The 12,885-nt window shown below is 41.0% G+C and carries 12 protein-coding genes; 7 read left to right on the top strand and 5 right to left on the bottom strand.

Translation table 11 applies throughout. From position 1 onward, the window contains the following. The first annotated feature begins 1 nt into the window (after position 1). Together argH and BM090_RS04020 are read left to right on the top strand one after the other, a co-directional pair. Complete coding sequence (argH, locus tag BM090_RS04025; RefSeq protein ID WP_091507900.1) at positions 2 to 1,318, top strand: argininosuccinate lyase; 1,317 nt, start codon at positions 2 to 4, stop codon at positions 1,316 to 1,318. Positions 1,319 to 1,436: 118 nt separating this feature from the next. Next, positions 1,437 to 1,919: an Lrp/AsnC family transcriptional regulator gene (locus BM090_RS04020; protein WP_091507896.1), complete on the top strand. Its 483-nt coding sequence runs from the start codon at positions 1,437 to 1,439 to the stop codon at positions 1,917 to 1,919. Between the two features lie 46 nt (positions 1,920 to 1,965). Here BM090_RS04020 and BM090_RS04015 read toward each other — a convergent pair whose 3' ends face one another. The 3 genes from BM090_RS04015 to accD all read right to left on the bottom strand — a co-directional run bounded on the left by BM090_RS04015 (position 1,966) and on the right by accD (position 7,429). Beyond that, a complete protein-coding gene (locus tag BM090_RS04015) occupies positions 1,966 to 4,992 on the bottom strand; it encodes a PAS domain S-box protein (RefSeq protein WP_091507893.1) in 3,027 nt (1,008 codons plus the stop codon). Positions 4,993 to 5,064: 72 nt separating this feature from the next. Next, on the bottom strand, positions 5,065 to 6,216 hold the full coding sequence (locus BM090_RS04010; RefSeq protein WP_177199830.1) for a TolB family protein: 1,152 nt from the start codon (positions 6,214 to 6,216) through the stop codon (positions 5,065 to 5,067). 370 nt (positions 6,217 to 6,586) lie between these two features. Beyond that, positions 6,587 to 7,429 carry an acetyl-CoA carboxylase, carboxyltransferase subunit beta gene (accD, locus tag BM090_RS04005; protein WP_091507887.1) on the bottom strand — a complete coding sequence of 281 codons (843 nt, stop codon included), beginning with the start codon at positions 7,427 to 7,429 and terminating at the stop codon, positions 6,587 to 6,589. A gap of 158 nt (positions 7,430 to 7,587) precedes the next feature. Between accD and BM090_RS04000 the strand changes: the two genes are divergently transcribed. Then, positions 7,588 to 8,865 carry a 3-deoxy-D-manno-octulosonic acid transferase gene (locus tag BM090_RS04000; protein ID WP_091507883.1) on the top strand — a complete coding sequence of 426 codons (1,278 nt, stop codon included), beginning with the start codon at positions 7,588 to 7,590 and terminating at the stop codon, positions 8,863 to 8,865. A gap of 218 nt (positions 8,866 to 9,083) precedes the next feature. Here the strand turns inward: BM090_RS04000 and BM090_RS03995 are convergent, their stop codons facing one another. Next, positions 9,084 to 9,596: a GNAT family N-acetyltransferase gene (locus BM090_RS03995; RefSeq protein WP_091507880.1), complete on the bottom strand. Its 513-nt coding sequence runs from the start codon at positions 9,594 to 9,596 to the stop codon at positions 9,084 to 9,086. A gap of 291 nt (positions 9,597 to 9,887) precedes the next feature. On the opposite strand from BM090_RS03995, the gene BM090_RS03990 reads away from it, so the two are divergent. From BM090_RS03990 to BM090_RS03975, 4 genes are all read left to right on the top strand, one after another. Continuing rightward, positions 9,888 to 10,094, top strand: a complete 207-nt coding sequence (locus tag BM090_RS03990) for a YkvA family protein (RefSeq protein WP_091507878.1) — start codon at positions 9,888 to 9,890, stop codon at positions 10,092 to 10,094. Positions 10,095 to 10,361: 267 nt separating this feature from the next. Further along, positions 10,362 to 11,579 carry a tyrosine-type recombinase/integrase gene (locus BM090_RS03985; RefSeq protein ID WP_091507875.1) on the top strand — a complete coding sequence of 406 codons (1,218 nt, stop codon included), beginning with the start codon at positions 10,362 to 10,364 and terminating at the stop codon, positions 11,577 to 11,579. A 276-nt stretch (positions 11,580 to 11,855) separates the two neighbouring features. Beyond that, positions 11,856 to 12,053, top strand: a complete 198-nt coding sequence (locus BM090_RS03980; RefSeq protein WP_091507872.1) for a hypothetical protein — start codon at positions 11,856 to 11,858, stop codon at positions 12,051 to 12,053. Positions 12,054 to 12,111: 58 nt separating this feature from the next. Next, positions 12,112 to 12,543, top strand: a complete 432-nt coding sequence (locus tag BM090_RS03975) for a hypothetical protein (RefSeq protein ID WP_143083857.1) — start codon at positions 12,112 to 12,114, stop codon at positions 12,541 to 12,543. A gap of 78 nt (positions 12,544 to 12,621) precedes the next feature. Here the strand turns inward: BM090_RS03975 and BM090_RS18290 are convergent. Beyond that, positions 12,622 to 12,885, bottom strand: a 264-nt coding sequence (locus tag BM090_RS18290; protein ID WP_177199829.1) for a hypothetical protein, incomplete at its 5' end; no start/stop codon positions are given.

Raw genomic sequence — 12,885 nt, 5'->3', positions numbered from 1 at the left:
AATGATTACAAAACTTTGGCAAAAAGAGGCTGGTTCGTCGAATAATTATCAGCAAATCGTGGAGAAATTTACGGTAGGAAATGACAAAGATTTTGATATTTTGTTGGCCGAATACGATGTAATTGGCTCGTTGGCGCACGCGCAAATGTTACACAAAATCAATATTCTTTCTGCCGAAGAATGGACATTAGTTGAGCAAGAATTAAATCATATTTTGGCGCAAATTCGTGCGGGAAATTTTAGCATTGCCGATGGGGTAGAAGATGTACATTCGCAAGTAGAATTTATGCTTACCCAAAAGATTGGTGATGCTGGAAAAAAAATACATACAGGCCGCTCTCGCAACGACCAAGTTTTGTTGGATATTAAACTTTTTTTGCGTGCCAAAATTCAGGAAATAGCCGAAGATACACGCGTTCTTTTTGCTAAATTATTAGAATTAAGTCAGGCGCATCAAGATAAATTATTGGCGGGTTATACGCATTTTCAAATTGCGATGCCGTCTTCTTTTGGGCTTTGGTTTGGGGCTTATGCCGAGTCGCTTACCGACGATTTGGAAACGCTTTTGGCAGCCTATAAAGTGTGTAATAAAAACCCGCTTGGTTCGGGTGCTGGTTATGGTTCTTCGTTCCCACTGGACAGAGAATTTACAACCGAATTATTGGGTTTTGATAGCTTGAATTACAACGTAGTTTATGCGCAAATGACGCGCGGCAAAACCGAAAAAATAGTGGCGCAGGCTCTGGCTAATATTGCCGCTACGCTTTCCAAATTTGCCTACGACGTATGTTTGTATATGAATCAGAATTTTGGATTTATCTCATTTCCTGACGAGCTGACGACGGGCAGTAGCATTATGCCCCACAAAAAAAATCCAGATGTTTTTGAGTTGGTGCGTGCCAAATGTAACCGCATTCAGGCCGTGCCCAACGAACTAACATTGCTTACGAATAATTTGCCTTCGGGCTATCACCGCGACGGCCAACTTACGAAAGAATGTTTGTTCCCAGCCATCGAAACACTGCAAAGTTGTTTGCAAATTACGGCTTTCATGTTGGAACATATCCGTGTGAAAGACAATATTTTAGCTGATGATAAATACAACGATTTGTTTAGCGTGGAAGCCGTCAATGCGGAAGTGCTAAAAGGTTTGCCGTTTCGGGACGCTTACCAAAAAATTGGAAAACAAATCGAAAATAAAACGTTTGTAGCTGACCGAAACGTGCATCACACACACGCGGGCAGCATCGGGAACTTACAAAATGAGGCTATTGGAAAGGCTTTTGCACAGGTTTTTGAGCAAATTGTACGAAAATAAGTGTATATTTGTCTGTGGGCACACCTAATAACCAGATTCCCCTCTCAACTTTTGGAGGGGAATTTTAGTATATTTTTGTCCCATTAGTTTTTTATACAAACTAAAATTGATACACCAAATGAAGAACAAAAAAGGCATTGAACTCGACCAAATAGACGTTGATATAATCAATATTTTGCAAGAAGATTCTACGATTTCGGTCAAAGAAATTGCTTCCCGCATTAAGCTATCTTTTACGCCAACGTATGAGCGTATTAAATACATGGAAGAAAATAAAATAATTCAGAGTTATGTGGCCATTATAGACCGTGAATTGGTGGGTTTAGAATTGGCTGTTTATTGTAATATTGTTCTGAAAGAGCAGTCAAAAACTTCGCTAATGAATTTTGAAGCAGCAGTAGCGGCACGCCCTGAAATATTGGAAGTAATTAGTATTTCGGGAACGTATGATTATATGCTCAAAATTGTGGCCAAAAATATTTCTGATTACAATGATTTTATTGTAAATGTGATTGCAAATATCCCGAATGTAGGGCAATATCACAGTAATTTTGTAATGAAAGAAGTAAAACGTGCTACGGCTTATAAAGTAGTTTTATAAATAAAAAAGCGTTCAGATATTGACATCCGAACGCTTTTTTACGCTTTTATTTTTTTGATTTAAGTAGCGACCCAATTCCTACAAAACCAACAAAGTTACCTTTCCCATCTTTGATGCCCGAAAGGCTCAAATGTACAGGGAATTTCTTTTTGTTTTTACTTATAAAAGTCCAATCTTTTTCAAAAACCTGACCTTGTGAAGGTTTGATAACAAACAGTTCCATTGGAGTTATTTCGCGACCTAATTCTTTACTCATTTCTTTGGCCGCTTGAATTACTTCTGCTGGGTCGTGGAAGATGGCAGGGGTTTGTTTGCCTACCAATTCGCTGGCCTTGTAGCCTAAGGCTTTTTCCGCAACAGGGTTCAGGTAGCTAATAATTCCGTCGAGCTGTACGGTCATGATAATGAAATTGGCTGAATCCAGCACACTTTTGAGTTTTGCTTCGCTATTGGCTACTGATTCCTGAATCGCTTTCATTTCCTCCATGTTTTGGCGGATTTCTTCTTCGGTGGCCAACAATTCTTCCGTTTTTTGCTGCGACTCTTCAAAAAGCTGTCGTATTTCTTGGTTTGCTTTTACAGACTCGGTCATGTCGAAGCGAATACCAATGTATTTTTCTGGATTGCCGCCCATGTCAAGCACTGGCGCGATGGTAGCATCTACCCAATAAGCCGAACCGTCTTTTTTGCGATTCGCATATTTTCCCCTAAATATTTTGCCTGCTTTGATGGTCGCCCACATTTCCTTAAACACTTCTTTTGGTGTTTCGGGGTGGCGCAAAATGTTGTGCGGTTTGCCGATTAGCTCTTCTTCTGTATAGCCAGTAATTTCTAAGAGTTTTTTATTGACAAATGTAATATTGCCGTAAATATCAGCTTCCGAAAGAATAGCCGTTTCGTTGAGGGCGGCTATACGTGCTTCGAGTTCGGCTTCGCTTTTCATTATTTGGATCGTACGTTCTTGCGCATCGTTGAGTAGTTCCGTCATAGCGATTTCGGCTTCTTTGGCTTGCGTAATATCGAATCGTACGCTAATATACTTCTCTGGTTTGCCGTCTAAGCCCATTACAGGCGCGATAGTGGCATCTACCCAATAAGTAGAGCCATCTTTGCGACGATTACGGTAAATTCCTTGGAATACTTTGCCTGCTTTGATGGTTGCCCACATTTCCTTAAACACTTCTTTGGGCGTTTCGGGGTGGCGCAAAATGCTGTGTGGTTTGCCTATCAGTTCTTCACGTGTATAGCCTGTTATTTGCAGCATTTTTTCGTTGACGAGTGTGATGTTTCCGTAAGTATCTGACTCCGAAAGGATAGCAGCTTTGCTTACTATTTCAATACGAGCATTAAGCTCGGCCATGAGTTGCAGGGATTCAATGTTTTTCTTGTTCAGATTTTCCTGAATGGCTTTCATTTCCTCCATATTTTGGCGTAACTCTTCTTCATGCGCACGCAACTCTTCGATATGTTCGCGTTCGGCGGCCTCCAATTGTTTATTTTTGGTAACATCTACAGCCAACTTCAATATTTTTATTATGCGGCCTTGTTCGTCTTTGATAGGCGTGTAAACCCCTTCCAGCCAAACGTCGCTGCCGTCTTTGGCCCTGCGGCGGAAGGTATTGCGTACGGATTTGCCTTCCCAAAGCGTTTCCCAAAGCTTTTCATATTCACCAAAATCTGTTCCCTGTGCTGGGAGTAAATTTTTGTGGTACATACCATGCATTTCGGTTGGGGTATAGCCAAAAAGTTTTAGGAATTGGTCATTGGCACGTACGAATGTACGGTTCATGTCAAATTCCACCACAAGCATCGAATTTTCGATAGCCTCCAACTGGCTTTGCATTTCCGCACTCATTTTTTTGAGTTGTTTTTCGCTTTCGGCTATGCGGTCATTTTGCGCCTGTACTTGCGTCATGTTGTCTTCGTGGAGTTGTTGAAGGCGTTCTATTTCTTGCAAATGCTCGCGTTCTTTGCGTTCCATTTCTTCTTGTGTGGCCTGCAACTCTTCCATATTTTGGCGCATTTCTTCTTCTTGCGCACGCATTTGCTCGGCTTGCATTTGCGCATCATTTAATAAATTCAGCGTTTGCTCATTGGTTTTGCGACCAGACACCGTAGAGGCCAAACTTTCGGCCAAACGCTCCACAAAATGAATACGATATTGCTCAAAAGGCTTAAAAGCTGCAATTTCTAATGCGCCATAAATTTTGTCGTTGTATTTGAGCGGTACGATAAGCAAACAACTTGGCGTACTGCCGCCGAGTCCCGAACGAATTTGCACATAATTTTGCGGCACTTTGGTCATGTAAATAATATCTTTTTCGATAATACACTGGCCCACTAAGCCTTCATTTTTTTCTAATCTTTTGTGCAAATGTTTTCGTTTGTTGAAAGCATAGCACGCCACCATTTCCAGATATTCTTTGCCTGAACTATCGGTTTCGAGCAAGAAAAGACCGCCTTGATTAGCATCTAAATATTTGATAATGAACGATAATACATGGTGATACAGTTGTTCGGATTCTTCTCCCGAACGCATAATCTCTACCAATTGGGCGAGGCCATCATTCACATAGCGGCGTTGTTGGTCGCGCATATTTACATCACGCAGTTTGTCGCGCATTCCCACCAATGCCAACGTAAGTTTGTCGTCGTCATTGGTACTGGTTAGTTCCACATCAAAGTTACCTGTACCGATATTTTCCGCAAATGCCGTCATGATTTCAATGCGGGCTTGCGTTTCTTCTTTAATGTTGGCTTCGGCTACGTTTTCGTATTTGGGAGAAAGGCCATAATCATTTTCACGTTTTTGCCCGTCCACATAAAGCATGACAAAAGGGTAAAACGGAATAAATTGAAACCAGCCACTCACCCCCAAATCATGGCAACGTTTTGAGCCTTGCGTAAGTGCGAGCCAAACCAGCGGAAGCATAAGAATAATTTCTACAAAAGGTAGGCTGTATTTTGATAAAATCAAGTGAAGAATACAGGCGGATATTATGCTGAATAGCAGCGTAATACCGTATTCTTTTCGACGGATACGGCCATCTAACGAAAATGGATTTTTAAACATAGCTAAAGATTTGCAATGCGCGTTTTTGTTTTTTTACGTGTGTAATAAGAAACGTCTCAATTAGTTTGTGTGTTACTTAGGTAAATTTGTATTGGCTTCTTTGAAGACTTCATTGAGTTCTTGGTTGGTAAATGAAATTTGAATAAGATCAGAGTTTCGTTGTTTGGCGGGGTCTTCCGCTCTAACAAAACAAATATTGCCAGTACTCGTGGAAACGGTAAAATAAGCCTCCCATTTGTCTGTATTGATGTGGCTGCCTAAGTTTTCGGGGGCAGACCATTGTGTCCAACTCGTATCCGACAGCCGAGTAACCTTAAAAATATCAGATTGCCCATAGCCTTTGTGTCCTTCAGACGAAAAGTAGAGTGTTCGGCCATCGGCAGACATATAGGGTGCAAACTCATCTTCTGTCGTATTGACGCGCGTCCCCAGATTTTTAGGAATCCCCCACATTCCGTTGGGCATTTTTTCGCTCACAAACAAGTCCATGCCACCTACCGAGTCGTCGCGGTGCAAGGCCATGATAATGGCTTTTTGGTCTGGCGTCCAAATAAAATCCGCATAACTACTTAAATTGTAATAGTTTATCATGCGTAAAGGTTTGGGCTTTTTCCATGTACCATCGTCTTTTTTTTCGGTAAAAGCAATTTCCGAATGAAAGCCATACATTCCACCATACGAATGTATCAGAAGCATTTGCTTGCTATCTGCCGAAATACAAGCAACACCATTTGCCCCATTATTGTTCAGTTCCTCCATATTTTGAGGCAAAGCCCAAGAGCCATCAGGATTTTGTTTGGAAAAATAAATGTCTTGAGGGTCGTCGTTGCCGCCAGTATTTTCGGGGCAATGGCCACGTGCAAAAAATAATGTTTGCCCGTCGGGCGAAAAAACGGGGTGCGTTTCGTGATAAGAAGTATTGAGGTGATGAAAAACCTTAATAAGTCCCTTTCCTGTTACGCTGGTAGCACCTGCAATGGCATCTGGCAAAATAGAGATGCTCTCGTCTTTCAGGGCTTTGGGGTCGATTTTGGCTGTCGGTACGGTAGGTGGTACGTTAATTTGGGTTTGTTCTAAGGGATCAAGCTGCACTTCTCCTGGGGTGTGTGGTGTTGTTGGTTCGGGTGCTGGCGGTGGGGGAGGCGGTGTTTTTTTTATTATTTTGAGTGGTTGTATTTTTCCTTGCCCTTTGTTTTTGATTGTATAAGTTTGGTAACTGTGCAAAACTTTTGGTTTGACCAATTTATTGGGAGCCTTTTTGGCTAATGTTGTATTTCTTATACTGGTTTTGATTGTTTTTTTTGTACCAGAAGATGGCTTTTGTATTGATTGTACCGTTTTTGCATTTTTTTGCCCAAAACAATAATTATCAGAACCCCACCCAATGGAAAGGATTATAAATATAGTTCTGATAATTCTCGTATAAGTCATGTTGCTTGTATGAAAAATGTGTACAAATTTGCATATAATTCATTTAATATACAAGACTAAGCAAAGCGAATGCCTTGTTAGTTTTTATGATAAAGTTTATAAAAATAAAGCCCACAACACGCATTAGGTGTGTGGGCTAAATAGTGATTATGGCAAATTTATGCTATTTTATCAAATGCAATAAATCTGTAAGCATTGGTTTAAGGCTTTTTCTATCCACGATAAAATCCAAGAAACCATGTTCCTGCAAAAACTCTGCGCTTTGGAAACCTGCTGGCAAGTCCTTGCCAATCGTTTCGCGAATAACGCGAGGGCCAGCAAAGCCAATGAGTGCTTTTGGTTCAGAAATATTAAAGTCGCCAAGCATCGCAAACGAAGCTGTTACGCCACCCGTAGTCGGGTCGGTTAGCAACGAAACGTAAGGTACTTTGGCTTCGGCTAGCAATGCTAATTTGGCCGATGTTTTGGCCATTTGCATCAGCGAAAAGCCTGCCTCCATCATACGCGCACCGCCAGATTTGGAAACCATCAGGAACGGAACACGGTTTTTGAGGGCATAGTCAATGGCACGCGCGATTTTTTCGCCTACCACCGAGCCCATCGAGCCGCCGATAAATTCAAAATCCATACAAGCTACCACGATGTCCAAGCCATTTATTTTGCCGTGCGCTGTGCGAACTGCATCTTTCAGGCCTGTTTTGCTGATAGTGGCTTTGGTGCGGTCTGGGTAAGCCTTGGTGTCCACGAAATTGAGAGGATCGGCAGAAATCATGTTCTCGTCCATCTCCGTAAACGTATTGTTATCAAATACAATTTCAAAGTATTCGGCAGAACCAATTTTTGTATGATAGTTACAAGAAACACACGTATAAGCATTGTCGCGGTGTGCTCTGGAAAGTGTTACCGTTTTACATTCGGGACACTTGTACCAAAGACCGTCTGGAGCTTCGCGTTTTAGTTCTGTGGGCGTTACAATCCCCTTTTGTTGTCTGTTAAACCATGCCATTTTGCAAATGATTGGTGTTGGTAAAGCATTTTTAAGGTCGCAAATATAGTGCTAATATTAAATTATGATTCCGACTTTATCATTTATTTTCGCACCGCCATACTGTTTTGGGTATTTGCAGAGGTTTCGTTTTATTTTTTAAAAACACAATACAAAATATGTTAGGCCGATTTTTTTATGATGCGGGGATTTCTCTTTACACGGCTGCCGTTCACTTGGCCGCATGGCGTAGTACCAAAGCCAAACACTGGGTAAATGGGCGAAAAGATTGGCGGCCACGCCTACAAGATTTGCTCAATACGCACAAAGGCCAGCCGCTGGCGTGGTTTCATTGTGCTTCGTTGGGTGAGTTTGAGCAAGGCCGCCCTGTGATAGAGGCTTTTCGGATTGCTTTTCCCGAACATAAAATTTTGCTAACGTTTTTCTCGCCGTCGGGTTACGAAATCCGCAAAAATTACGCTGGGGCGGACTATATTTTTTATTTGCCCGCCGACACGCGTCAAAACGCCGAACAGTGGTTTCTGACCGTAGAACCGTCGGTAGCTTTTTTTGTCAAATACGAGTTCTGGCATCATTACATTCAGGTGATGGAAGAAAATAATGTGCCTGTCGTGTCTTTTTCTGCCATTTTTCGCCCAAACCAGATTTTTTTTAAGCCTTACGGCGAATTTCATCGGCAAATTTTGCGCCGCCTGAATATGATTTTTGTACAAAATGAAAGTTCGGCTAAGTTATTGGAAGGCATAGGCATTACACGTCAGCAACTCGGCGGAGATACGCGCTTCGACCGCGTGGCAGTTTTGCCAGATACAGCCCCCGAAATACAAATGGCTAAGTTGTTCAAAAACAATGAATTATTGTTGATTGTGGGCAGCGCGTGGCCGCAAGATATGGACATTATTTTGCCCGTTTTGAATAAGTTGCAAGCCGAAAATATCCGTCTGAAAGTAATGGTAGCACCGCACGAAATTGAAGCCCAAAATATGAAAAATTGGGAGCAAATCTATCAAGGCAAAAGCATACGATATTCTCAAGTGTCGGATCAAGTGGTTGTAAGTGAATATGATATGCTTATTATTGACAATGTAGGAATGCTTTCGGCATTGTATCAGTACGCGGAAATAGCGTGGATTGGTGGCGCGTATGGCAAAGGTTTACATAACACACTGGAAGCGGCCACTTTTGGCATGCCGATTTTTTTTGGAAATAAAAATTATACAAAATTCCAAGAAGCCCTCGACCTTGTGGCTGAAGGAATCGCTGCGCCTGTGGCCGCCGATGCCGCGGCGTTTGAAACCAAGCTAAAAACATTGCTTACCGACACAACTACGCGCGAGGCTATCGCCGCAAAATCGCGGAATTATGTAAAAAGTAAAGTTGGTGCGACAGCCAAAGTGTTGCATTGGTATCACGATTATTTGGCCGAAAAAAAGTAATACCCCAAACCTTATAGATTTTTAAAACCATAAGGTTTAAGCCCCAGATGTCACGCCTACGGCGTTTTAAATAACTGAATATCAATTTTCTATCAATGTTTAAACCCTAACGGGTTTAGGCCATTTGCCAATAAAAAAAGCCTTTAGGCTTGGCCTCTTTGTAGAAAAAGAAATCTAAATAATATCTAACGCCGTAGGTGTGGCATCTACATTGTTATTTACACGGCAATCTGCATCACATAATCGTTTAGCACATAATCGTAGTACGGAATATCAACGGTTTGGGCAATTTCAAAGCCGTATTTTTGGTAAAAATGTAGTGCAGAATTGTAGCGATTTACGTTCAAAATCAAGGTTTTTGCGCCTTGCTGGCGGATTTGTTCGCGTACAAAATCAATGGTGGCACGGCCAAGCCCTGACTTTTGTTTTTGTGGCAAACAATACAACTTCTGTATTTTCCAGACTTGCGCCGCCGCATTGGAGAGGATATATGACACAAAGCCAACGGCTTGGCCATCGCGCCACACAATCCAAAATGTATGCCCTTCGGTCAGTTGCGCGGCCAGTGCAGGCAACGCATACATTTTCTCAAACATAAAATCTATTTGCGCTTGGCTGATAATGTTGGCGTAAGTGGCTGGCCAAGTTTGGGCGGCGAGTTGGTGTATTACGGCCAAATCTTCGGGGTTGCTGACTTGTTTAAATTCGAGGTTAGATATTATTTGTGTCATAAGATGATGGGTTGTGTAATTATTGTGTAAAAATTGCTCTGAGCAATAAACGAAAGATTATTGTTATTAGTTGGGATATGGAGTGATATGTTTTGATCCGATAAGATAAAATCTATCTGAAAATGATGCTTTGATATTTAGCAAACTCATAATTGAGTGGCAATTTAAAATATCCCCCAAATTATTATACCCATATTGCTCCATAACGCTAAACAACTTTAGGAATAAATAATTGATGTTTTAAGAAATTATACAGAAATTAGGTGCCAATTGATTACTTATATTTTCTCTATGAAATCCATTTTTGTTTTTGTGGCGGGTTTGCTTTCTACGTTGTATCTCATCAACCCTACGGCGGGCATTTTTGAGCTAATCCCCGATAATATTCCCTTTGTGGGCAATCTGGACGAGGCCACTGCCGCATTTTTTCTGATCGAGAGCCTCAATTATTTTGGCTTCAATCTGCCCAATCCGTTTGGCCGACGGCTCAAAAAATAAACGTTTTTATTCCACAAAATATACAAGCATCAGTCCGCAAGGCTGGTGCTTTTTAATTATATTTATACCTTTGTGGCCTGCAAAAAAAGCAAGGAAAAATTAAACAGTTGATAATCAAGCTATTGACAGTAATTCAAAACATTGCATCACTGTATAACTAACTGATAACCAGTCTATTTTGTTTTACTTGCTAATATTACTTACTATTGCGTTTTAAATAATTAATCATTATAACACAATATAGTATGTATATCGAATCCCTAAAAAATGACAATTCATTTTTGGCATCGTTTAAACCAAACGAACAAAAACGGAGAATCTCCTATCTGGGTGTATATCAGAGTCGGAGATACTAAAAGCGGTGATTTTGCTGCGGGGCTTATCTGCACGCAAGAAGCATTAGCCACAAGTCCAATTATTGCTGGGCAAAAAGCCTTGATAGAGCAAACGCTACATCAAATCTACACGTATTTGTGCATGGCTCATGGAGTTAGGGGAATAACTGCCAACGATGTAAAAAACGAGTATATCAAGCGAAAAAAAGGCAAAAAAACAGTAATCAGGGAAGTCAAAACCATTGAGTCTAAGCAAATAAATCAGGTGCAAGAATTAACCATATTCGACCTGTTTGAAAAATATAGACTTGAATCGGAATTTGGCTACAACAGTGTCAAGTACGCTGAAAAAAGCCTAAAAAAAGTCAGCAACTTAAATCCCACTTTGAGCATTTCGGCCAACACCTGCACAGAACTCCTCAAAGTATGGCTACGGTCGATTACAAAAACATCAACAGCATTAAATTATTACACTGGCCTTAAGTCGGTCATTAGATTTAGTCTTGAGGAAGGCTACGTCGCAAAAAATGCGTTGAAACGAGTGGCTAAGCCTGTTGTAGAAAAACTACCTATCACGTATTTAACACCAGAGGAAGTAATGGCAATACATAACGGCACTTATAATAAAGCCGAAAAAAAGTATTTGGATATGTTTGTCTTTGCTTGCCTGACGGGACTAACCTATAATGACAATAGGACCGTAAAACAGCAGAATATTAAAGAATTTAATGGCAGACGTTATATCGTTATGAAACGAGGCAAAACAAACCAAAATATTTTCACGGAATTATTGCCTTTAGCTGAAAGTATTTGGGCTAAATATAATTATGATTTCTCGGGCTTGACAAAATATCCTCAGGTAGCTGACCAAGTTTTAAAAAAAGCCTTAATGCAAACTGGCATCAACAAGCATATCACATTCCACAAAGCCAGACATACTAAAGCGTATGAGCTGCTGAATATTCGGGGCGGCTCAATGCAGGTAGTCGCTGCGGCACTTGGCAACAACGAAACTACTTCGCGAAAACACTATGCCGAATTTGATTTAGCCGCACTGGATAAGCAATTGCAATTAATGGATAAATTATCTCCAGACATTTATGAAAAACCGCAGAAGAATACCTCTCAAATGGATACAGATATTCTATAAAACACTACTGGTCGTCGTTGCCATCGGTGCGATTATTTAAGTATCTGTTCCTTTAAAGCAAAAGGCCGTCCCAATATGGGGGCGGCCTTTTATTTTTTTAATGCGTTAGCTGCCTGAAAGATGCGAAGCAGCCGCGAAGAGGCCGAAGCGTAAGCGGAGTCTGCAAGGGAGCGGCCACCCTTTTTCGGGTGGCAACGCCCAAGAAAGAAAAAAAGAGCTATTGTGTATGTTCGGAAATCTGTACCTTTGCGTAATAATCACGTAAAAAATGCGTATATGGAACGATACAATAGCTTTTCCAAATTAAAAGAGCGTTCTACTTCGGTTGAGCCAGTTAGCTCCGTTTCTGCCAAAGACACAGATGTTATCAATTTTATAGACTTATTGAAAGCCTCCGTTGTTCCTACGCAACCATCTACGGCGATACCCAGCCGCAACCTTTCAGCCGTGAATCCAATTAAAAATGCAAGGTAATTTTGTAGAGAATATTCTTCGCGTTTGTCAGATTTTGCAAACACATAAGGTTGAATATATGATTGTCGGAGGTACAGCATTGGCCTTTCACGGGCATTATCGCCCAACAACGCTCCCCGATGGCCAACCATCAGATAAACATGATTTTGATTTTTGGTATAATCCCACCTTTGAAAATTATTTTAGACTGCTGCAAGCACTGGAGGCATTGGGATTAAATGTAGCCCGATTCCGAAAAGAAAAAGTAATCAATCCCAAAAAGTCATTTTTTACGCATGAGTTTGATTACTTCAAAATTGATTTTTTGCCTGAAGTCTTGGGTCTTGAACGATTTTATAGCAGTTACCCCCACCGAATTACAACGATAGTAAGGGAGATAGAAATTCATATTTTGTCTAAAGACGACCTGATTAAAAGCAAAGAAGTTACAGCACGAAAAAAAGACGAGGAAGATATTGCACAACTGCGCTTACATTCTCCCGACCAATAAAAAAAGTCCGCAATTGTCCGCAAAAATCCGCAATTGCGGACTTAAAGTATTAGTTTAAGTAAGAGATAAACAATTGATTTACAGTTTATATAGTTTTATTTCGGCTGTCTTCTTGATGGGCAAAGTAATTCGTACCTGCCCGATAAGGTAACGCACACCTCTAATCCGTATAGCTTTGCCAAACTGCAATCTTGCCAAATGATAGGGTTCGATGCGTGCCTGAAAAGTAACGGGCTTGGTGGTGGCTCGAAAGCCTAACCATTCCTTGTACATCTTTTCATACAAACCATGCTCTCCTGTCCAGTAGAGCGAATTGCGTCCAATGATATTGTTATGATAATC

Source organism: Flexibacter flexilis DSM 6793 (genome assembly GCF_900112255.1).
GTDB lineage: Bacteria > Bacteroidota > Bacteroidia > Cytophagales > Flexibacteraceae > Flexibacter > Flexibacter flexilis.
This window is presented reverse-complemented; position numbering and strand designations above follow the sequence as displayed.